At 31.3% G+C, this 21,254-nt stretch carries 21 protein-coding genes; 4 read left to right on the top strand and 17 right to left on the bottom strand.

Annotated elements, in window-relative coordinates; translation table 11 throughout:
- Positions 1 to 7 precede the first annotated feature (7 nt).
- Positions 8 to 901: an IS982 family transposase gene (locus tag Spiro2_RS03780; protein ID WP_338634920.1), complete on the bottom strand. Its 894-nt coding sequence runs from the start codon at positions 899 to 901 to the stop codon at positions 8 to 10.
- A gap of 165 nt (positions 902 to 1,066) precedes the next feature.
- Between Spiro2_RS03780 and Spiro2_RS03775 the strand changes: the two genes are divergently transcribed.
- Together Spiro2_RS03775 and Spiro2_RS03770 are read left to right on the top strand one after the other, a co-directional pair.
- Positions 1,067 to 1,495, top strand: coding sequence for a hypothetical protein (locus Spiro2_RS03775; RefSeq protein WP_338637158.1), 429 nt, complete (start codon positions 1,067 to 1,069; stop codon positions 1,493 to 1,495).
- Positions 1,496 to 1,555: 60 nt separating this feature from the next.
- Positions 1,556 to 2,452 (top strand): EamA family transporter, encoded by an 897-nt coding sequence (locus tag Spiro2_RS03770; protein WP_338637156.1) that lies wholly within the window; start codon positions 1,556 to 1,558, stop codon positions 2,450 to 2,452.
- A 390-nt stretch (positions 2,453 to 2,842) separates the two neighbouring features.
- Here Spiro2_RS03770 and Spiro2_RS03765 read toward each other — a convergent pair whose 3' ends face one another.
- The 8 genes from Spiro2_RS03765 to tssB are packed head-to-tail and all read right to left on the bottom strand — an operon-like array spanning position 2,843 to position 9,936.
- The gene (locus Spiro2_RS03765) at positions 2,843 to 3,247 is read right to left on the bottom strand and encodes a hypothetical protein (protein WP_338637155.1); all 405 of its coding nucleotides are present in this window, start codon (positions 3,245 to 3,247) and stop codon (positions 2,843 to 2,845) included.
- A 30-nt stretch (positions 3,248 to 3,277) separates the two neighbouring features.
- Complete coding sequence (locus Spiro2_RS03760; protein WP_338637154.1) at positions 3,278 to 4,360, bottom strand: type VI secretion system ImpA family N-terminal domain-containing protein; 1,083 nt, start codon at positions 4,358 to 4,360, stop codon at positions 3,278 to 3,280.
- A gap of 10 nt (positions 4,361 to 4,370) precedes the next feature.
- On the bottom strand, positions 4,371 to 5,144 hold the full coding sequence (locus Spiro2_RS03755; RefSeq protein WP_338637153.1) for a hypothetical protein: 774 nt from the start codon (positions 5,142 to 5,144) through the stop codon (positions 4,371 to 4,373).
- Entirely contained in the window at positions 5,141 to 6,889 is a 1,749-nt protein-coding gene (locus Spiro2_RS03750) for a type VI secretion system baseplate subunit TssF (RefSeq protein ID WP_338637152.1), read from the bottom strand. Before Spiro2_RS03750 ends, Spiro2_RS03755 begins: the two co-directional genes overlap by 4 nt.
- Positions 6,873 to 7,286 (bottom strand): type VI secretion system baseplate subunit TssE, encoded by a 414-nt coding sequence (tssE, locus tag Spiro2_RS03745; protein WP_338637151.1) that lies wholly within the window; start codon positions 7,284 to 7,286, stop codon positions 6,873 to 6,875. The genes Spiro2_RS03750 and tssE overlap by 17 nt, the downstream gene beginning before the upstream one ends.
- A 40-nt stretch (positions 7,287 to 7,326) precedes the next feature.
- A complete protein-coding gene (locus tag Spiro2_RS03740; RefSeq protein WP_338637149.1) occupies positions 7,327 to 7,887 on the bottom strand; it encodes a hypothetical protein in 561 nt (186 codons plus the stop codon).
- 15 nt (positions 7,888 to 7,902) lie between these two features.
- Positions 7,903 to 9,390, bottom strand: a complete 1,488-nt coding sequence (tssC, locus tag Spiro2_RS03735) for a type VI secretion system contractile sheath large subunit (protein ID WP_338637147.1) — start codon at positions 9,388 to 9,390, stop codon at positions 7,903 to 7,905.
- A gap of 15 nt (positions 9,391 to 9,405) precedes the next feature.
- Complete coding sequence (gene tssB / locus Spiro2_RS03730) at positions 9,406 to 9,936, bottom strand: type VI secretion system contractile sheath small subunit (RefSeq protein ID WP_338637145.1); 531 nt, start codon at positions 9,934 to 9,936, stop codon at positions 9,406 to 9,408.
- A 326-nt stretch (positions 9,937 to 10,262) separates the two neighbouring features.
- Between tssB and Spiro2_RS03725 the strand changes: the two genes are divergently transcribed.
- Entirely contained in the window at positions 10,263 to 10,697 is a 435-nt protein-coding gene (locus Spiro2_RS03725) for a hypothetical protein (RefSeq protein ID WP_338637143.1), read from the top strand.
- Here Spiro2_RS03725 and fliF read toward each other — a convergent pair.
- The 7 genes from fliF to Spiro2_RS03690 form a co-directional block, all read right to left on the bottom strand.
- Entirely contained in the window at positions 10,694 to 12,301 is a 1,608-nt protein-coding gene (fliF, locus tag Spiro2_RS03720; RefSeq protein ID WP_338637142.1) for a flagellar basal-body MS-ring/collar protein FliF, read from the bottom strand. The genes Spiro2_RS03725 and fliF overlap by 4 nt on opposite strands.
- A gap of 51 nt (positions 12,302 to 12,352) precedes the next feature.
- A complete protein-coding gene (gene fliE / locus Spiro2_RS03715; RefSeq protein ID WP_338637140.1) occupies positions 12,353 to 12,688 on the bottom strand; it encodes a flagellar hook-basal body complex protein FliE in 336 nt (111 codons plus the stop codon).
- A 17-nt stretch (positions 12,689 to 12,705) separates the two neighbouring features.
- Positions 12,706 to 13,143: a flagellar basal body rod protein FlgC gene (flgC, locus tag Spiro2_RS03710; protein ID WP_338637139.1), complete on the bottom strand. Its 438-nt coding sequence runs from the start codon at positions 13,141 to 13,143 to the stop codon at positions 12,706 to 12,708.
- Between the two features lie 30 nt (positions 13,144 to 13,173).
- The gene (gene flgB / locus Spiro2_RS03705; protein WP_338637138.1) at positions 13,174 to 13,605 is read right to left on the bottom strand and encodes a flagellar basal body rod protein FlgB; all 432 of its coding nucleotides are present in this window, start codon (positions 13,603 to 13,605) and stop codon (positions 13,174 to 13,176) included.
- Entirely contained in the window at positions 13,602 to 14,696 is a 1,095-nt protein-coding gene (locus tag Spiro2_RS03700; protein ID WP_338637137.1) for a sigma 54-interacting transcriptional regulator, read from the bottom strand. The genes flgB and Spiro2_RS03700 overlap by 4 nt, the downstream gene beginning before the upstream one ends.
- A gap of 36 nt (positions 14,697 to 14,732) precedes the next feature.
- The gene (locus Spiro2_RS03695; RefSeq protein WP_338637136.1) at positions 14,733 to 16,982 is read right to left on the bottom strand and encodes a hypothetical protein; all 2,250 of its coding nucleotides are present in this window, start codon (positions 16,980 to 16,982) and stop codon (positions 14,733 to 14,735) included.
- Between the two features lie 172 nt (positions 16,983 to 17,154).
- Positions 17,155 to 18,258 (bottom strand): phosphate uptake regulator PhoU, encoded by a 1,104-nt coding sequence (locus tag Spiro2_RS03690; RefSeq protein WP_338637134.1) that lies wholly within the window; start codon positions 18,256 to 18,258, stop codon positions 17,155 to 17,157.
- A gap of 106 nt (positions 18,259 to 18,364) precedes the next feature.
- Here Spiro2_RS03690 and lipA point away from each other — a divergent pair, with 106 nt between their 5' ends.
- Positions 18,365 to 19,363: a lipoyl synthase gene (gene lipA / locus Spiro2_RS03685; RefSeq protein WP_338637133.1), complete on the top strand. Its 999-nt coding sequence runs from the start codon at positions 18,365 to 18,367 to the stop codon at positions 19,361 to 19,363.
- Positions 19,364 to 19,978: 615 nt separating this feature from the next.
- Here lipA and Spiro2_RS03680 read toward each other — a convergent pair.
- A complete protein-coding gene (locus Spiro2_RS03680) occupies positions 19,979 to 21,193 on the bottom strand; it encodes an MFS transporter (protein WP_338637132.1) in 1,215 nt (404 codons plus the stop codon).
- Positions 21,194 to 21,254: the final 61 nt, after the last annotated feature.

Genomic DNA, 21,254 nt, shown 5'->3' with positions numbered 1-21,254 from the left:
AAATCAATTAGAATTTGAATAAGTAGTTAAACAGGCAGGCAGAAAATCGTCCGAAAACATGGACGATAAGGCCTTTAGTCGATCGAACTTTTGATGCGATTTGAATACCGCTGGATTCAATTAACCAGTTAAAAAGGATTTCAATGGACTGCCGAATAGAGCTAACAGATTTAGAATAAACTTTCTCATCACTAGAAAGAGTTTTTTTATTCCGAGAGAGTTTAATTGGTGTGTGTAATTTAGAGTTTATTTGATTCAAGTTTTTTTTAGTTGATTTGTCACAGTAAGCACGATCGGCAAAGATTTGCGAATGTTTGAAGTTTAAAAGATCATTCTTAACAGCAGTTAAGTCGTGAGTTGCGGCGGGTGTGATTTTAAAATCAATAGGTGCGGCAAGTTTTTTATTTTGAAACAAAGCAGCGAGATGAAGTTTTAACCCATAGTAAAATTTATCTTTTGAAGAGCAATAGCCAATAGCAGAAATATCGTTTGCAGTATTGCACTTGTGCGCCCGAAAACCAGTTGTGAGTATAATAGGTAAAGAGTCAATAAGAATAAAAGGTTTGGATTTTGTTTTAGGGATTTTAAATTTATTATTTTTTAAAATAAAGTTTGCAAGTTCAGGAAAGAGTTTACTTAAGCTATTAAGTCTTGACAAAAATCCTTCATAAGAAGGCAAGTGAGGAAACCAGTTTGGAATAAAATTTTTAGTGAAGTTAAAAATAGCTTTTATATTTTTTTGTTTCATTAAAACTCCAAAGATGTAAATAGTGGTGACTTCTTGGTCTGTGAACGAGGGATTTGAGTTTGGACTAATTTTTAAAAAAGAGGTTGGAGAGAGTTGAGAAAAGAAATCGCAGGTAGTAAGGTATACAGTGATGAGTTGGCTCTGCCAGTCCATTGGTAGCTCCTTTGTTAATTTTGTTTGTGCAAAAATTATTTAACAAATTGGAGCTATTTCTTCAAGCCTCACAATAACTTTCTCAACTATTAACTGGCATAATTAATATAAAATATATTAATTGGTAATCTATTTTTTATATTCAAAATCTTGAATGGAGTTAATATGTTTCAAATTAAGACAAATCAACAAGAATATCATTATGATTCTGTTACTGTCATAGATAATTTACTGCAAGCTACTTTCTATGCAGAATTAAAATTAAGAGTTAATCATATTATTAATTCAAATTCAGTACCTCTTGTAAATCATTCTGGCTTAGGTAATGATCTTGTAAAAGATAAAGTTGGTAAATATTGTCATCATATATTTAAAGGCTCAGATATTAAAAAATACTTACCTGAATTGAATTCTTTTTGTCATGGCATAGTACCATTAATCAGTTCGATTACTCTTAAAGATGCGATTGTTTCATTAATGAACAAAAAATTTCGGTTGTACTTAACTATTACGAAAGAAATGATACTTGGCGACCAGCACAATTCGATGATTTTGTTTATAATGGTGTCAAACCTGTTTAGAACAAAAATATAAATTAAATAATAATTTAATTTAAAAAATAACATATAGTAAATCTATATTAAAAGGTTACGAATGCAAAAAAAAGATTTTTTATTAGCTCTTATGGTTGCAATAATATGGGGAACCAATTACTCTGTAATTGGTATAGGATTAAAACATTTAGATCCTTTTTTATTAACTGCATTTAGATTTTCTTTATGTGCTTTTCCTTTGTGCTTTTTTATTAAAAAACCAAATATTAAAACATATATTATTGCTATATATGGAATAATATTTGGAATTGGATTGTGGGGTATTGCAAATTTAGCAATATTTGTTGGATTAACACCTGGGACAGCTTCATTATTATTACAGTTCAGTGCTTTTTTCACTATTATTTTATCTTCATTTTTATTTAAAGAAAGAATAAAATTTATACAGTATATTGGAATGTTCATAGCAATATTAGGATTAATTGTTGCGCTTTATTTTAGAAATGAGAAATCTTCATTATTTGGTGGAATATTAATTATAATTGCAGCATTTAGTTGGAGTTTATGCAATATCATAGTGAAAAAATACAAACCAGTAGAAATGATGTCATTTATAATTTGGTCTAGTATATTTTCTGCTCTACCCCTTTTTATTATTACATATTTAACAAAAGGTAATGCTCCCTTTTTAAATTTAATTCATTCTTTAAATTTTCAAGCTATATTTTCAATATGTTTTCAAGCTTATATTACGACACTTCTTGGATATTGGATTTGGAATATGTTGATGAAAAAATATGAAGCAACATTGATAGCACCAATTTCATTACTCATACCAATATTTGGGATTTTATCTGCAAATATGATATTTAATGAAGATGTGGGATTTTATAAAATAATTGCTACTATATTTATATTATTAGGTATTTACATACTTGTTTTTGGTATAAAAACAAAAGAAAAATTATTAAAATTATTAAAACTTGAAAAAATTTAAATTTATAATATAGGGTTGTAAACACTAACCGCAGAAATTTCCGAGTCACTCGAATTTAGATAAAAAAATCAGAGGATATTTCAAGGCTAATCTAAACATAATCCCAAATTCATTTTAATTGGACGTATAGCGTCCAAATTAAACCTAAAAATATGAACAAGTACAGCCCAGTGAAAACGAACGTTTTATGAGACATAAAAAGTATTGTTTTCCAATCTTTTGGTGACTTAAGCTTGTTTTTAATTCTTTATTGCACTTTCAAAAACAGCCGTCACTTGTGATGGTAAGTGTTGAAATGTGACGTCATTTTCTTTTTTTTATTGTTGTTAACATAAGTTTTAAAAATAGAGAGCACTATTAATAATGTATTTATTTACAAAATAAAAGAAACTACCATTTTTCATTAAAATTTACGTCTTCTTGATCGTTGGAAAAAGTAAAATCAGGTTTTTGAATATTTTCCATTTCCTCATAATTTGAACGCATTAAATTTTGATCAAATGGTAATTTTTCTTCTTGGTCAAAACTACTCATTGAGTTTGGATGATTTTTTTCAATAACTGCAGCCTGTTCTGAATTAAATATACTTTCATCAACTTCAAAGAGATGGCAAATTTTTGCTATTTGTTGTGAATTTAACAAACGTTTTCCTTGCACTATTTCATTAAAAATAGATCTGGGTCCAACTATTGAAAAAATGTCCGAATAACTCTTGTTCTTTAATTTTGCTAGTTCATAAATTAGCATACCATGGGTTATATAAAAATTAAAATTAGCATCTGTTTTCATCATCATAAATATCTCTTTTTAAATTTTAAATATTTGTTAATCAAACTCTTTTTCATCAAGGTGTGTTAAGCCTAAAAGCGTAAATATTTCTTGCGGATTAGAGGTTGTTGAAAACAAATCAACAAAAACTTCGTATAACGATTTTTTTCTCCATTCTAGCGCTCTTCTCATCAGATAAGGGGATGGTGAATGAAAGTCATGCTTTAACAAATATGTATTAGCCTGAGAAATCAAATTGTATGCATCTTCTACAGATGAAAATTCACCAGAACTAATAGGTTTAGTTATTTGTTTAACACTAAAAGTTTCATTTATGGCTTCTTGTATAGTTTCATCGGAAAATTCATGTTTATTAGCATATTGCTGTAAATAATCAAAAATTTGGTTACACAAATCAATAGACTCTGTAAAACTTATGCTTAATCCTTTATCTAAAAACCTAGAAAGATACACTGCATCGATTTCGGCTATATTAGAAACAACCGAAAGCAAGGCTTGAGACAATGCTCCTATATAATTAGGATCTTGTTTTTTTATTGCAGTTGCAAATTCCATTTTCAGCGAAGTGTTACTAGCTTTTATGGCATGCAAATAAGTTCCCCAAGAGTTGCTAAAGGCTGTAGAATTCATATTTGAATTTATTTTATTTGAATCAATTGAAATATTTTTAATTAACTCTAATAAATGAGTTTCTATCCATTTAAAAGGTACCAATCCTTGTTCTATATTATCAATATCCCATTTTGGATAAACAGAATCTCCAAATTGATCACAAATAAGCTTAAATAAGTACAAGGATTCTGCTAAGCCAAAAAAACCTTCAACATTAATTTTTGCCTCAATATAATAGCATATAACTTGTAAATCTTTTGAATAATCAGTGAGTATTGTTTCGCAAAGAGAAATAACATCAAACCATGAGTTTGTCGCATTATTTTTTTTAACCCAAATATCATCCAAATTATTATTATTCAAAACTTTATTACGAATATCCTTTAAACGTATAAAAATTTCTTGTCTTCTAATATCTTGCCCACAAGGATTCTCTTGTGAAATTTGCTCTATCAAGCTTTCAAATTTTGCGGTATTGAAATCTAAGTTAAATTGTTGTTCTTGCATAATCTTCGCCTTACTTTGATAATGCCCTAGCACTTGGATAAACAACTGCAGAAATGCATTTATTTTTTTCTAAAACAAACTTTATCTTATACTTTTTGTTAGAATTTTTTTTCATTGATGAAAAAACAATAAAATTATTACTAAAATTAATATAATTTAAAAACGCTGATAAATTATTTATTTCATCACAATCAATAATAACAGTCACAGAAATTCTAGATAAAAAAACTTTAACTGATTGACCTAATGAAAATTTATTTTTATAATTTTTTGAAAATATATTAGAATAACCTAACGAAAATTGAAAAGAATTATTAACATTTTTTGGAATAAATTCTTCAATTATTATTTCATTTTTAAAAAATCTCTTAAAAACATGAATCACACTCATTTTACTTTTAAAAATATTTTTCGTTAAACTAAAATTATTTTTAGATATAGAGTATAAATATCTTTTATTTTGAATTTCTGTTTTAAAATTTAAGAATAATATTTCGTTTAAAAAAATCTTTAAAAATGAAATTACCATATTTTTATTATTTTTTTCATACAAGTTAAAATTATTAACTATAAAATCTGGCAAGTGAGTATTTAAAGGCATTCTTTGCTTAAAGCAAAAACCATTTTTATTTTTTATAAAAAAATAGGGTGTAGAAGATGAAAAACACTTCTCGTCAAAAAAAATATTTTCATAAGACAAAAAATCTCTTAAATTTTTATCAAACATATTATCTTCAATTTTAGAAGATAAATTATTAACTAAATACAATTTATTTATATTCATACCCAATCTACTTCAAATTTAACAAAATTATTAAAATCCTTGATTTGATCAAAATAGTAATTTAAAAAATTAATAAAAAAGTGCACGCCTGAAATATTTATATTTTTGTTAAATATTTTTAATTTATACAAAATTCCTGGTACATAAAATGATTGATTACCAATAACTTTTTGTTTAATAATTTCTTCTGAGCTAAATCCATTTGAATTAAATAATATATTTTTAATCAATGATTTAATGGGATTTTCGTCATTACAAATAAAATCAATTATTTTTACTAATTCTAATGGGTTTAAGATTTTTTGAGATAACAATTCGTAATTTAGCTTCAATAAAATATGAAGCGCCTCAATACTATTACTACCAACCAACGGCCGCTTGCCACACTTGGGCCAAAATAGCGATTGAATTTTTTTGTATGAGATAACACCATAGTGGCATTGAAACTGGGTATTGGGAGCAATATTATTAACTTCATCTGCATTTGTACAATCTGCTGTGGGAAAAAAATAATCAACCAACGAGTTTGAATTTTTATCTTCTTCTTTTAAAGAAAATATTTTTAAAAATATAGAATAATTATTTTCTGTATGATCTAAAAAAGTTTTTCTTGTTGACCAATACAAATTTGAATGCCATACTTTTAGGGAACTATTTTCTTCTAAATCATAGAAAGAAGGAATAGCAATACTTTCTCCAGAATTTGAATCATATGTCACAACAGAATTAAGCTTTAAAATTTCGGTATTTTCTTCTAAATAATCCGCGATCTTAAGTTCATACTCATTTTTTTCATTATTACATTTAATAGGCTTTAGTTTTTTTTCAAAAATATTGACAACAGGAATACAATGAGATTGAATAAATTGATTCTCGATTCTTTGAAAATTTGTTAGCTCCTTATTTTTAATAGGAATTAAAATTTTAAATTTTTTGTTTAGAGTACATGGTATATTTAAATTTAATTTAAAAAAGAAATATTTTTGATAATAATTAATAAAATCATAAAAAAAATACAAATAATTTTTTTGCATACCGTGAGATAAATTATTAAAATTATGAGACAAACTGTCTCTTGAAATTTTATAATATTTTTTTTCATCCTCTAAAAAAACTTGAATAGGCTCTTCACTCGAAAATAAGGCTTCAAAAATTTCGAGTGAAGTGTTAAAATCTGAGTCTATATATAAAGGTATTGAATAAGGATGGTCTTGTGAAACAGATACAGGGCAAAACATTTCAAAATTCAATTCGATTGCATGACGACTTGTTATACTATTTATTTCTTTAAAATTAGAGTTTACTAGCATTGATGCGGGTAAAATTTCCGGATCTAATGATGTAAAAAAGCAATTGATTCCGTTACTATTTTTACAAGAAAATAAAGTTGATTTTGGAATTTTTTCTACAAATTTTTCTTTTGAAAAAATACTTTTATCTAAACTAATTTTTAATACAGAAAGTGCAGGAATTTTATTATTGAGCTCAGGAAAAAACCCTTCAATAAAATTTGTAAAATACTCATTGCGAAACAAAAAAGATTTACTTTCAACATTTGCAAACATATAAGCAAAAGATTCAATAAGTCGCTCTGTTTCTGGATCATTGCTTTGTCTAAATGCTAAATTTAAATGACTTGCTATCTCAGGATTTTCTTGTGAAAAAATTTTACCATTATTTCTTAAATTATTGAGAGTATTAAGGTAAGTATTCAAAAAATTTGAGCTATCATTCTTTTTTGACATTAACAAGAAACTCCCAAAACACCACTTTAAGAACAAGGTTAACCACCACCTCATTCTTTAAAAATTCGCCAAAAACAACAATTTTTGCTTCTTTTTTTAAATTATCATAATTACAAAACTCAACCATAACATTTTGCAATCTATTTTCAAAGTTAACTATTGCTTTTTCAATAGAGATACATAGTATTTCTTTATCTTTTTTAGAATTCATAGAAAGATGCGTAAAACTAGGAACACCAAAATAAATACTCGATAAAAATTCACTTGATATAAAATCTGAACAGGATAAAGAACTTCTTGTATTTAAAATATTATCAAGATTACGAGAAAGAGACAAAAACAAATCTTCCTTACTTTGTTTTTGTAAACCGTAAAAAATATTATCGAGTCTCTTCATCGTTAACCATATATTTGAAAAATTTAAGTTTAAACTTATTTTACACTTTAATGATGTCTGGTACTAAATCGATATTAAATCCTTTAGGAGGATCTGTAATAGAGCAATTTGTAGAAGCATCAAAATATTCCGTTCTTTGAAGAGGTGCTGTCATCTCTTTTTCAATAAAGTGTTTTTGCACTACTGTAGAAGTACCATTACTATCCAATTCACTTAAGTGAGAAAAAACAAAAAGAGCAGTTCTTGAGTCTTCATCTTTTGTTACTTTTAAATTAAAATTATATAATCCAATTTGCGTCATTAGTAACGGAATAACATTACCTGTATTTTTTGGATCATTTTTAAAATTAACTTTCGCAATTTTAACGCAATCTACCAATGTTTTTCCACCACAAAGTTCATTTATAGATTTATCGTCTTCTATGTGATATTTTACGCTAAACTGATATTCATTAAAATTATGAAAATCATCTGCAGGATTCGCTAAAAGCAACCGATTATGATCAGTAAGTAATAAAACTTCAGTTACTTTATGTTGATTATATGAATTTAAAAAATGTCCTTCTTTATTTTTTATTTTCATCAAAATACGTGCTGTCATTTTTTCTCCTATAAATTATTTATTTAAGTCAGTAACTAAACGTAATGAAACAGTAAGTTCATTTAAATAAAAATGTGGTCGTAAATACATCACTGCTTTATAAGCACCTACCTTTCCTGGCACAGAAACAACATCAATTTTAGCTTCTCTTAAGGGGTGACAACTTTTTGTGTAATTACTTGCTTCGTCATTTAAAATAACATATTGCGTTACCCATCTATTTAAATACGAACTAATTTCCGATAAATTTGTAAAAGAACCAATTTTATCGCGCATTATAACTTTTAAATAATGAGCAAATCGAGAAAGCGCCATCACGTAAGGTAACTGAATAGAAAGTTGCGCATTGGCATTTGCTAAATCATTATCGTATTCTTCAAGTTTATGAATTGTTTTAGAACCAAAAAATGTGGCGGTATCTGTCCCTCTTTTATAAACCAAAGGTAAAAATCCTAAATCATCCAGCTCTTTTTCTCTCCGATCCGTAATCACTGTTTCTACCGGAATTTTAAAATTAGCTTTGCCTTCGTTATCGATAAAAGTATGAATTGGCAATTGCGAAACTGTACCACCATTTTCTGAACCACGAATATTAGAAAACCAACCAAATTGCCTGTAAGAATCAACCATGCGCTCTGCCAAAGAAAACGCAGGATTTCCCCATAAATATTTTTCGTGCTCAGTTCCATTTAAATCTTCTTCAAAATAAAACTCTTTAACAGGAATTCCATTTTTTCCGCCATATGGCTCACGCATAATCACACGCGGAAGAGTTAATGTTATATATTTTGAATCTTCTTGAGATCGAAAACTATTCCAAGCACCATATTCGGCTGTTTGAAATAATTTACCAAGATGTTTTGGTTTATCAAGATTTTCAAAGCTATCAATATTAAATAAATCATGCTCTGCTGCGGCAACAAATGGCGCATGCGCCGCGGCAGCCACCGCAGAAATTGCTTTCATACAAGCAATTTCTTCTAAGCCTTTTCCAAAAGTATAATCACCAACCAATAAACCAAATGGAGTACCACCAAAAGTGCCATACTCGTTTTCATAAACAAGTTTAAATAAACCAGTTTCATCAAACTCTGGCGCAGAATCTGCATCACTCATAATATCTTCTTTTGTAACGTCTAATATCGCAACTTTTAAAGCTTCATCGGGCTCAGAATATTTCACTAAATTATGCAAGCCACGCCAGGAAGCCTCCAGCTTTTGAAATTCTGGGTGATGAATAATTTCGTTTACTTGGTTTGTTAAAATTTCATCAATATCTGCAATGCGTTGACTTATCATATTTGAAATATTTTTTTTAAAAAACATACGCTCAGAAATGACTTCATCTGCAAATAACACAAGCATATCTTTTGCATTGCCAATTTGTTCAGAGCTTTTATTTAAATTTGCTGATACCAAAGCTTGATCAAGAATATTTTCTTGTAGATTTTCTAAATTAATATTTTTGCCTGTGTCGACTTGAATTTCGCTAATAGTTTTCATGTTAAAGCCTCCTTTTTAATTATTCAATTGTTCTGCAGAAGCTTCAGACAGATCACTTTTTTTTGCGTGTGCTAGCTGTTTTAATGCTGCTGGATCTTTTAAAAACTGGATTAATGTTTCTTCTAGTTTTTCATTACATTCTACATGAGCTTGAAGTTCTAATAATTTTTTTCTTGTATCCATTAATTTGTTAAGAAAATCAACATTATTAACAATTTTTCCTGGATTAAAATCATCAATAGAAGAAAAGTTTAATTCTATTTTGGTTTTACCCTCTCTGTTATTTACCTTATCTGCAACAGCAATATTTAATTTTGGTGCAACAGAACTGACAACATTATTAAAATTTTCTTTATTGACTTCGATAAATTTTTGATTTTTTAATTTTTTTACTTTTTGGTGTTGATGCCCAGAAAAATTTGCCATTACACCAGTAACGAAAGGAAGTTCTTGAGTTTTTCTTTCTCCGTTAACTTCTAAATCATAAGTAATTTGCACGCGTGGTGGCTTGTAAGTTGAAAGTTTTTGTTGTGTTCCTCTTGCCATTTCACTCTTCCTTTCTTATTAAACATAGGTTCAATTCTCTTTAATAACTAACAGGAACCAACCCATAGAATTACTACAAGCAATTTCTAGGCCAACCTTTAACAAGTAAACAGATTTATTTATTATTTATTGTTATTATAACATTATTTATTTAATTTTATCTTATTTTACTAATTACCATTAAAGAATAAATACAAAAAAATTATCTAAAATTTATTCTTTAAAAAGAGGAAACTATTTTTTGTTTGCATTTTTTAAATAATTTACAGCTAAAATTCTCTGTGTTATAAGGCTTTTCCTTTAAATTTTTTAAAGAAAGGGATAAGGTGACAGCAAAATCAGTTCTAACCACTGGAGATTTGGTAAAATTTGATAGCATCGATGGTGCCGTTTTATTAGGAACTCCACAATTTTCTTTAAAAGGCTCTTCGAGTGCAAGCATAAATTCAAAAGAAATTTGTGTTAAAGGAGATGGTCAACAAAGTTCAGATTTCACCCTTTGTCCCTACAATGCCCCCCCATTTGTTACCCCTGGAACATTAAAATGCACAATTAAAGCATTAGATTCCAGTAACTTATCCAAAATAGCCCACTGTGATAAAAAACAAGTTTTGTATGTTGGTTCTCAACAATTTATAGCAAATTATGAAGTTATATTCAAAGCCATCGATCCCACGACAGGAAATCAAGATATGAAATCATCATATTCTGGAAAGGGATCTTTTAATAAAATTCAATTAGACATTGTTAAAGAAAATTAATGATTAGGGCTAAGTAACTGACGAATTGCCTCTGTTGTTTTTTGCGGATCATTTTTAGCCAAGTAAAAAATTTGCTCTTTAGGTGAAAGCTTGTCAAATGGCACTTCTTCCTTAAGTTTCACCCTTCTAGCCCCAGCGCCAGTGCGTTCTAGCTCATAATCCACCAATGCCAACTGCTCCTTGGAACGCTTTTCGGGATCGTATGTTAACCATCTAAAGTATGGTCTCACCAACGAGTAATAAATAAAGAACATCGCCGCAATGGCTACCAATCCTAAAATCGCAGTTTGAATAAGTGCTGTCTGCCGCGCAGACAACGATGCTTTTTCAGCCAATGCAAACTCATCCAGCTCAAACTGCGTGCTTTCCACAGTGATGTTATCGCGCCCTTCTTGAAAACCAATCGCGTTTTTGACCAGCTTTGTAATCATTGCCATTTCTTCAGGTGTGCGAGGGACATATTTGTCATCGATGGTTTTGCCATCAACCAAAATAGAAGCGCTTAACTTTGTGATATTACCAATGGGTTCGACAATTTTACTTAGGGTTTTTTTAACTTCAAAGTTTAAGTTTTCTGTACTGGATTTGGTGCTATTGGTGAGTCCCCCAGCCACTCCCATATCTTCTCGTTCACCAGGAAGGTTACTTTTTGCTCCTGGAACACCTGTGGGGTTTAAACCGTTACCTTGAGAAGATTGCTCATTGCGTTGCGACGCAATCACAGCCGTTCTTTCGGGATCAACATCAGATATTGTTGTTTCAACTTTTTTAAACTCGATAAAAGCATCAACTTTTGATACAACCTTGTCATGGCCAACCGCACGGGCAAGAATATCACGAATTTTTTGCTCTAATTCTCGTTCTACTTTTCTCTGAAATTCGCGTTGGGCAGAGGTAATTCTATCAATACCACCATCCATTTCATCTGGCTGAGTCAGCATATTGCCGTCTTGGTCAATAATTGTGACACCTTTGGGATCGAGCCCTTCAACCGCTCTCGCAGTTAAATGAATAATACCTTGAATCTGTCTTTGCGATAAGCTTTTGCCTGCTTTAATTTTAAGATAAATACTTGCTGTAGGAGACTTTTTATCTTCTGCAAAAATAGCATTATCTGGAATAACAATATGCACTCTGCTATTTGCTACAGAATCAAGTTTTCCAATTGTCCGGGATAACTCTCCTTGCAGCGCTCTAAGTTTATTAATTCTTTGCTCAAAGTCAGACAAACCAAATGATCTGTCATCAAATTTTTCCCAACCCAAACCAATACCAGTACTCGGTAACCCCTCTTGCGCAAGAGACATTTTGATTTCCATAATTTTATCTTCAGGAAATGCGATAGTGTCTCCTTCTAATTTATAGTCTTTATAACCTGATTTTTTTAAGTGAGCGAGAATTCCTGTTTTGTCTTCTGCAGATAAATTTATGTAGGCTGTATCGTAACGAACCGTTGGTTTCCAAAAAATAAAAGCCCCTATAACAAAAAAAATTGCAAATAAACTAATTCCTATCGCAATTTTTCTTCCTTTAGTAAGTCCAGCATAAAATGCTTTACTCTGTATGATAAATTGCGATACAAATTGATTTATTTTTTCAAACATAATAAAAAAACCTTTCTTAACGCAACTGAATCATATTGCATTTTAAAAAGTTTATACCTGCATTCTCATAACTTCTTGATAAGCTTCAATCACTTTATTTCGCATTTGAACTAACATATTAAATCCGAGTTCTGCTTTAGTAACAGCAAGCATTGTTTCATGAATATTACTTGAACGACCAGACGCCAAATCCATACTCGCTTTTTCAGCCTCACGGGCACCAATGTTGACTTCTTTAACTCCTTTTTCTACCAAATCTTGAAATTCTGTTTTCTCCATTGGATTTATAGGAGGCGTACCTCCTCCACTTTGTTGTGGAACAGAGTTTATTAATTTTTGTTTTAATCTTATATATTCTAGCTGAGATTGCGAAATTGGATTAATCATTTGTTTGTCCTAAATTATTAACGACCAATACCAATGGCTGTTTGTGCCATTGATTTCGTAGCATTAATAGCTTGAGTGTTACTTTCAAAAGAACGATTGCTTGTAATCATATTCACCATTTCTTCCATGATTGAAATATTCGGCATTGCAACATACCCATTTTCATTGGCATCAGGGTGATTCGGATTATAAAGAAGCCTAGGGGCTCTGCGATCTTCTGTAATACCATCAACTTTTACTTCTTTTAAATGCGGATCAAATGCTAAACGCATTAAATTATCAAAACTTAATCCAGAATTTCTTGCTGTAAAAAGAACGTCTTTTCTTTTATAAGGTTCACCTTCTTCTGTTCTTGATGTATTCACATTCGCAATATTTGAAGAAATAACGTTCATTCTAATTCTTTCGGCAGAAAGTCCTGAAGCGCTTATTTTTAATCCTTCTATAAAACTCATACAAAGATCTCCGATAGAAAATTTTTAAAATTATCTGCCACCGTTTATTGCATAACGTAACATACCAAGTTTTCTATTTAACGACTCAATTGTTGCTTTATATAAAATTTGATTTCCTGCCATTTCTGTCATTTCTTGATCAACATCCACTGTATTTCCATCATTACCTATGCTTTCGGTAGGTTTTACATACATATCAGGCTTTAAAATCCCATCGGCACCCATTCCGGGTGCTTTAATGTGCCTTGAATCACTCACTTTCATAATTAAGTCTTTATCAGATCCAATAGCTGCTTGAAGTTGTTTTTCAAAATCAAAACCTAAAGATCGGTAACCAGGAGTTAACGAGTTTGTTATGTTTGCAATATTTACAGTTTGTCTTTTTAAACGCTGGTTTAAACTTTCTTCGAGAACCGCATCTGGTTTACCAAAAATTTGGTTCCCAATGACTGTGCTCTTCATACATTTTTTCCTTCAACTTCGTATCCACATTCAACCAACTCATTGAGCTTGTAACGTAACGCTCTTAAAGAAATACCTAATGCTTTAGCAGTATGAGTTCGATTGCCATTCATGCGTCTTAGTGTTTGTAAAATGAGACGTTGTTCCAGTTCCATTAATGTCACTTGCGGTAATGGTTCGCCCATTGCAACTTCTGTTCTGCTATTTGCTTTCATTAGATGCAATTCTTCGACACCAATATAATCGCGTGTTGAAAGCAAAACAGAGCGTTGAATCACATTTCTTAATTCGCGAGTATTACCTGGCCATGTGTATGTTCTTAGCGCTTGCTTTGCAGTTGGAGAGAGTTGCACATTTTTTGAAAATTGAATATTGAATTCACGAAGTAGTATTTCAGAATAAAAGTCGATATCAACTAGCCTTTGACGAAGTGGTGGTATATCAATTTGAATGACATGTAATTTAAAAAATAAATCATTTCTAAATCTTTGTGCGTTAACTTCATCTTGAATATTTTTATGACTGCAGGCAATAATTCTTGCGTCAGCCGCTGTTCCTCTGCGAATTGATCCTTTGTTTAAATCTTGTTCTTTTAATATTCTAAGCAATTTTAATTGCATCGAAGCATCAAGCTCTGTGACTTCGTCTAACATTAAAGAACATGTTTCAATAGGACGATTGTTGTTGAGTTGATTATAATCATGACCGTTACGTTGATTACTAAATAATTCCATTTCAAAAAAATTAGCGGGAATGTTAGAACTATTTGCAACTATAAATCTGCCACGTTCACGACCGCCTGCAATGTGAATCGCTTTTGCAAAAGTTTCTTTACCTACTCCGCTTTCACCTGTAATTAAAACAGGAACTTTAGTTGGCGCAATAGTACGAGCAACTTCAAGAAGTTTATATACTTTTTCATCCCTTGTTGGATAATGACGTAGCATTTCTTCTTCAGAAATTCGATTATCAACTTCTGAAGCAACATTATTGGCGAGTACATTACGCCCATCTAACGAATTGTTACCTTGTTGTGTTCCGTAATTTGTTGTATCAATGTCGAACAGTCCCAGTGGACGCACATCACTCATAAATCATCCTCCAATCAAGAAACATAGAACTCACGTTTATTTACTAAGCCTGTCGAGTCTTTCACTCGCCAGCGATGAAAAACGTTTGTCGTTGGTGTCATTTGCAGCGATAAGCCAAGCGTTTTTTGCTTTATCAAACAGCCCCGCTCTCGCATAAACAACTCCGGCTTTGTATGCGCTTTCTGCTCGATGGTTTCCTTGCGGCAAATTTGCCACCGCAAGGTACATATCCCCAGAATTTGCAAACCGACCTGAGTCCCGTAAATCTTCTGCAAATTGCAAGATTGACGATTCAACTATCTGAATTTCATCCGCAGACTTCGCGGGATAAGCAAGAATCTTGGTATATAAAGATTCTGCATCAACCGTTTTGCGAAGCCGTTGCACCCATTCAGACAGGGTATTAAGATCTCGTTCGACATAACGACCCAGTTTCATTTCATCCATCAGTAAACGTAAGGCTATACTGTTGCGATATGGCGCAACTGAGAGTTCTCGAAAGGCGCTAATAGACAGGTCTGTTAGGCCTTCACTCTTTCTTGTTGAATCGCGCTCCACTCTTTTTAAAAATTCCTCTGCTTCTTTAGGCTTATTACTTCGATAATAGAGCCTTGCAGCGAGAGCGCCTGCTTCATTTTTCTTTTTTTGGTCTTGTGATGCTTGCCAAAAAGCGCTGAATAATTGCGCCGACTTTTGGTTTTCACCAACTGCTTCATAAGCTTCTGCCCTTGTAAAAAGAGCATCTGCATTTGCAAAGGTGAATTCTAATAAAGAAGGTCTCGCTTTCTTTTCAAATGAGATCCATTCTTCCCACTGCTTGGTCCTTGCAGTTTTCTTTAAGAGATCGATCACACGTTGCACAATGATTTTTTCTAGACCAACCGTGCGTTTATCATCGGGTGCCAGTTTTTTGAATTGCTGTACCGCAGCGTCGGAAGCATTGATGCTCTCATTGTCAACTTGTGCTCTTGTTTTATTGTATGCACAATTTTTCAGCAAATCAAACGGAACACTGCGAGATCCAACACATGCGTCGAGATTTTGCTGGTATGTTTTTGCAGCTGAAGGATTTTCATCAATAATTCCATTTAAAGCCCTTAATGTTGCTGCAATTTTTACAATTTGCGGAGACTTATCTGACAACGCCATTTGCGAATAAATTTGTGAATTTTTTGTTCCTGTTTTTCCATAACCTTTTTCTTTTGAATGACTTAGCTCATCAATATCAACAATTCTCAATTTGGCTAATTCTGAATAAGATGTTCCTGGAAAATTAAGTAACAACGAACGCAAATAATCATTTGCTAACGTAAAATTTTTTGTAAGATAAGCGGATTCTCCCGCATACCATAAATACTTCGGATTTGATTTGAATGTTTTATCTGACAGAGCAGCAAGTCTTCTAAAAATAGTTAATGATTGTAATTCATTACCACCAAGATAAAATTCTTCAGCAATTTTTTTTCCAATTTCAACTTCATCTTTTCCACCAAACCCAGCACCCATTTCCATTTGAAGATGTGCTGATTTTGCATCAGAAAGCACTATTGCTTTTTCGAGTCTTCCATAAATTTCTGGTAATCCATAATTTTTTTCAAGCTTAACTGTAGAAACTTCGCTCTTGTCACTTTTATTTACCTTATCCTCATTATGTGAGTGAGTATTTTGTTCTTTTTTGTCGGAATTGTGCTCTACAACTGGTGAAGGGGCAATATTTTCTTTTAAAGACGCAACAGCACTACCCGCCGTAGGAGTACTAGAATTGACCATAGCAGCAGGGAGTGCTTCTTGTTCAAAATAATCACTCATGCCATCAATGTAATCGGGCTGCCAATTCCAATCTGCTTGAAGATTTTTTTCTTCGGGTTCTGTTCGCCAAAAGTCTAATATAATTCTCCATGGTTTACTTTGTGTTGCAACAACCCAACCAACCGGAATATTTTTAAGTTGAATATTTAAAGTAACTTCTGATTTATCTTCTTGAATTATAACTCTTTTTACGTAACGGGTATCATAATATGACGAGGCATCAAATTCTTTTGCACGCGCAGGAATTATTTTTAATTGTAACGTTCTTGTTTCTTTAATAAATCGAGTTGCATAGCGTCTTGGTTCATTAAGCTCAAAAACCATTCTGTAACTATCTTCACCCACTTGAATTGTTTTTGAGTTTTTTTCTTTTTTTGAATTTAAATTTTGCGCATAGCTATTGATAGAGTAAAATTTTCCTCCAGCTATACTTATTAACCCTACAAAACTGTATGTGAAGAAATTTTTCTTCAACAAACTTTTCCTCCAAAAATTTTTACAAAAATAACCGCCTTTTCTTGTAGCTTACATGAACACTATTTATTATTAGCAGTCTAATTTTTGTCAGAATGTGAATTTTTGACGTGTCAAATTGTTTATTAGTGTAATTATTAGAGATTTTTTTTGAAAAAAATTCCTTACGTCAGATTTATTGATACTCACTTTGATCTTTAGTGCGCACAATAATTTGCGTTAGGTTATTGTTACGAAGTAAGAGTAAATTTACAAATTTTTTAAAAATATCAGAATTATTCTCAAGCTCTTCGGGGTTAAAATTTATTTCTGGCCAACGTATTTGCACAGTTTTATATGGAACGATCTCCAATTCATCCCTAGAAATCTCAAAATTACCTAAAATAATTAACATTAACACTTTATTCCAATTCATCGACGTAATTCTGGCAATCGGAAAAATTTGCGGTGTCATGTCGTATTCTGTTAACATACTGGTGAAATTAAGAATCGTGCCATTTTTAACGGGCTGCATAGCAACAACCGAAATATCAACAATATCTTTTACATTTTGATATAAAAATGATGCTGCAAGACTTGCAACCATGCCACCAGTTCCATCCATAAACACAACACGGTATTTTCGCTTTTGAATTTTACGACGCACCATTCCATTTTCTGCAAAATCAATTTGTGCCGCCCAATTACAACAAAGATCGGCAATTTTTTCTAATTTTGTACTCATACTAATAATTCTAAGCGCCTTATCAATATGACTTTTATCTCTTTTTTTTAAAATTTCTTTAGCAATATGGTATAGCTCTCGCTGTTTAAAATCGACTTTGTCATCTAAACTATGAATTTCATGAATTAATGACAAATCACTTTCAAACATCGCCGAATACGAGCGTTCAAAAAGATCTTTTGTATCATTTAACATTTCTAAAAATATTTCTTTTTGTTCTGGAATATCGCCATTAACAAGCTGTCTCGCCAAGCTTTCTACCGCATCACCAATGCGTTCAATATGATGGGCAATTTTTGCACACGCGTATGCAAATCGTAAATCATAACCTAAAGGTTGTTGTGTCGCTAATATTTGCAATATCGCTGTATCAATTGCCCTTTCTAAATTATCAATTTCTGAATCAAGAACAACAACCTTAATCAAACGGCTTTGATTGGGATGCTCAAAATGATGGATTAAAGTCAAAAGTCCGGTTTTCACAGCGTCACACATTGTTCTTAATAATGATTTGACATTACTCAGTTGCACTTCCAAGCTAGAAATACGTGACATGTTCATGTTTTCCTTTAATTTGCATAATTGAATTCACCCTGATAGGGATTAATCTATGTGGCGCCCAATATGTTCAATGTGCCATAAGTATTAGGGAGCGCAAAATATGCTTGACGAGAATACTTTAAACTCAAATTATGAGCCAATTTTTACTTCTAATTCAGAAGAAAACGAAAAAACGTATGCAAAATTAGCATCGTTAGCTGTTGAGCCGCAATATAATCCTAAAAATGGAAGACTATTAAAGCCAAGCTGGCTTAAAGTTGGACTTACTGGAGGAGAAGTTCTTTACAGTATAAAAAAAGATTTGCGAGAAAAAAAACTTTATACGGTTTGCGAAGAAGCAAAATGTCCTAATATTTCGGGCTGCTGGAATACAGGTACTGCCACATTTATGATCATGGGCGATACCTGCACTCGAGGTTGCCGCTTTTGTCATATTAAAACAGGCAACCCCAATGGTTTGCTTGATCCCGATGAGCCTTCTAAAGTTTCGCTTAGTATCAAAACAATGAATTTACAATATGCTGTGATCACAATGGTAGACCGTGACGACTTGCCCGATGGTGGTGCTGCACACATTGCAAAAACAATTGAAGCCATCCATGCTGATAATCCCAAAACCCGACTCGAAATTTTAGCCGGTGACTTTAGTGGCCAGCAACCCTGCATTGAGCACGTGGTGCATGCAGGACGCGGTCTTGATGTGTTTGCCCACAACATTGAAACCGTCCGTAGGTTGTCCCCACGCGTTCGTGATGCCCGAGCAAAATATGAGCAAAGCTTGCGTGTTCTACAACACGCAAAAAAAATTGGTCCTACTACAATGTTTACCAAAAGTGCAATTATGCTTGGACTTGGTGAAAGCTTTTCTGAAATTGAGCAATCATTATCTGACTTACGCGAAGTGGGCACCGAAATTGTAACTATTGGGCAATACCTACAACCAACTCCAAAGCACCTCACTGTAAAACGCTTTGTGCATCCGGATGAGTTTGCATTTTGGAGCGACATTGCAAAAAAAATGGGCTTCAAAGCTGTTGCTTCGGCCGACTTGTGCGCAGTTCGTTTAAAGCGTCTGAGCTTTTTCCTAGCTCTTAGTTAACAACAACCACAGATTCACAAAAATAGCACTAATTGACTGGTGACCGCATTCTAACTAGGGTGGCGGGCTTCAAGTGAGAATTGCACATGAAGCCCGCCGCAGTTGTATTTGCATTTTACTAACTGCAATTATGCGGCGAAATTAAAAAGCACTCTTTTTTTGTTAAAGGATTTTTATGTTCCAAACCGAATCTGTCGATATTTTTGATCCCAAAGTTGATTCCATCTTCGTGTGCCACGAATGTGGCGAAGAATAATTGCAAGATTATTCTAGCAGCAATCCTGTGTTCATGATGAGGGTAGCCCCCTCGAAGTTGTTTTACAGGAGAATGCTTCAAACTACTCTAAGCTGCATTAATTCATAGTTATTGTGGTGAGCGTTAGAGAAAAGGGATGATTTTATTGTGTCAAATGCAAAATATGGAGACGAACGCAAATAAACCGCCGATGAGGAGTCGAAAAGTCAAGTCAACGTCAAAAGCAGAAAACGAATACGAGCTGTGAAAATGGTGTGGCCCACTCGTGCGTAGTTGAAATCTTAAAAATAAATATCAAGTAAAAAAGAGTTATCAGAAGCTGAAAAACTCATAAAGCATAAGAAATATCCTACTTTGTTTTAAAATATATATTTTTTCTTGTACGGAATATTTTTATTAACTAAAAATAATAATAATAAAATAAATAAAGGTAGAAATGAAATTAAAATAAAATTAGTCAATTCGTATAATATTGGAGATATTATAGAGCATAAAGACATTACAATTATTGTAATTCTATATTGAATAGAAGAAAAATATACTACTTCTTCTTCACTAAATTCTTTCTGAAAAATATAAAAACCAAGTGTTGTTAAAATATTTGATGATATATGTGCAATAATAATAAATAATATTGATATATAAAAACTATTAATAAAATAAGATATTAAATAACAAAAAATAAATACCAGAATTAAAAAGATAATCTTATTATAATTTAATAATAAATTATGAAATAAACTTTTCTTCATGATAGAAGGACCTATCAATTGACCTAAACTTTTTGCAAACAAAAATGATGTCACACTATTTGATAAAAATATCTCAAATATATTAAAATTAATTCCATATTTTCTTCCAATTAATGGTAGTAATGTTATTAAAGGAGTAGTAATAAAACAAAGAAATGGGGTAAATAATAGAGATTTTTTTTGTTTACTATTTAACAAATTAAATTTATAGATTTTTTCTATATTATTGTCTTTAACAGCCATAAATTCTGGTTTAACTTTAAAACATATATAAACTAAAATTGAAGATATAATATAAAAAATTATATTCATAATTATATATATTCTTGATCCTAAAAATGGGTATAACAATGAACCTAAACCAACTCCTATAAATATATTTGCTGTAAATAATAAACTGTCTATTTTGGAATATAATATAAGGTTATTTTCTTTGCAAGATCTTTTTATGTATGTTTGAATAATAGTAAATAAAAAACCCGATGAAAAAGATGAGACAATTAAAGCCGATATTATTATATAAATATTATTGTAATAACTTCCATAAAGAGGAAAAAACAAGAAAAAAGATGAAGTAGTATTAATAACTATAAATAACCTATGTAATGGAAATTTTTTTATAATATTAGTAACAAATAATGTAGCTATAAAACCTGGGAATAATGTAAGAAAAAATGCGACACCATAAATAAAAGTAGATACTTTTTCTGACGATAACATCCCATATACAGAAACTTGTGTCAATCCCATACCTATTTCTGTTAAAAATGTAGCAATACAAAAAAATAATATATTTTTATTTTTCATTAGAAATAACAACATAAAATACATCCTTTAATTTTAAAATAGCATTAATTTACATAGTATTATTTTTTAAAATTAT

This window comes from Spirobacillus cienkowskii, assembly GCF_037081835.1.
Taxonomy (GTDB): Bacteria; Bdellovibrionota_B; Oligoflexia; order Silvanigrellales; family Silvanigrellaceae; genus Silvanigrella; species Silvanigrella cienkowskii.
The sequence above is the reverse complement of the archived record's forward strand: the minus strand, read 5'-3'. Positions and strand labels throughout refer to the sequence as shown.

Bases quoted from the DNA above. Each gene is read 5' to 3' on its own strand.
- fliE (WP_338637140.1), bottom strand. From the start codon at position 12,688: ATGATTAATCCAATTTCGCAATCTCAGCTAGAATATATAAGATTAAAA.
- lipA (WP_338637133.1), top strand. From the start codon at position 18,365: ATGCTTGACGAGAATACTTTAAACTCAAATTATGAGCCAATTTTTACT.
- Spiro2_RS03740 (WP_338637149.1), bottom strand. From the start codon at position 7,887: ATGACAGCACGTATTTTGATGAAAATAAAAAATAAAGAAGGACATTTT.
- flgC (WP_338637139.1), bottom strand. From the start codon at position 13,143: ATGAGTTTTATAGAAGGATTAAAAATAAGCGCTTCAGGACTTTCTGCC.
- Spiro2_RS03760 (WP_338637154.1), bottom strand. From the start codon at position 4,360: ATGCAAGAACAACAATTTAACTTAGATTTCAATACCGCAAAATTTGAA.
- Spiro2_RS03750 (WP_338637152.1), bottom strand. From the start codon at position 6,889: ATGTCAAAAAAGAATGATAGCTCAAATTTTTTGAATACTTACCTTAAT.
- Spiro2_RS03700 (WP_338637137.1), bottom strand. From the start codon at position 14,696: ATGAGTGATGTGCGTCCACTGGGACTGTTCGACATTGATACAACAAAT.
- flgB (WP_338637138.1), bottom strand. From the start codon at position 13,605: ATGAAGAGCACAGTCATTGGGAACCAAATTTTTGGTAAACCAGATGCG.
- Spiro2_RS03680 (WP_338637132.1), bottom strand. From the start codon at position 21,193: ATGTTGTTATTTCTAATGAAAAATAAAAATATATTATTTTTTTGTATT.
- Spiro2_RS03765 (WP_338637155.1), bottom strand. From the start codon at position 3,247: ATGATGATGAAAACAGATGCTAATTTTAATTTTTATATAACCCATGGT.
- Spiro2_RS03775 (WP_338637158.1), top strand. From the start codon at position 1,067: ATGTTTCAAATTAAGACAAATCAACAAGAATATCATTATGATTCTGTT.
- Spiro2_RS03755 (WP_338637153.1), bottom strand. From the start codon at position 5,144: ATGAATATAAATAAATTGTATTTAGTTAATAATTTATCTTCTAAAATT.
- tssB (WP_338637145.1), bottom strand. From the start codon at position 9,936: ATGGCAAGAGGAACACAACAAAAACTTTCAACTTACAAGCCACCACGC.
- tssE (WP_338637151.1), bottom strand. From the start codon at position 7,286: ATGAAGAGACTCGATAATATTTTTTACGGTTTACAAAAACAAAGTAAG.
- Spiro2_RS03780 (WP_338634920.1), bottom strand. From the start codon at position 901: ATGGACTGGCAGAGCCAACTCATCACTGTATACCTTACTACCTGCGAT.
- Spiro2_RS03690 (WP_338637134.1), bottom strand. From the start codon at position 18,258: ATGTCACGTATTTCTAGCTTGGAAGTGCAACTGAGTAATGTCAAATCA.
- fliF (WP_338637142.1), bottom strand. From the start codon at position 12,301: ATGTTTGAAAAAATAAATCAATTTGTATCGCAATTTATCATACAGAGT.
- Spiro2_RS03770 (WP_338637156.1), top strand. From the start codon at position 1,556: ATGCAAAAAAAAGATTTTTTATTAGCTCTTATGGTTGCAATAATATGG.
- tssC (WP_338637147.1), bottom strand. From the start codon at position 9,390: ATGAAAACTATTAGCGAAATTCAAGTCGACACAGGCAAAAATATTAAT.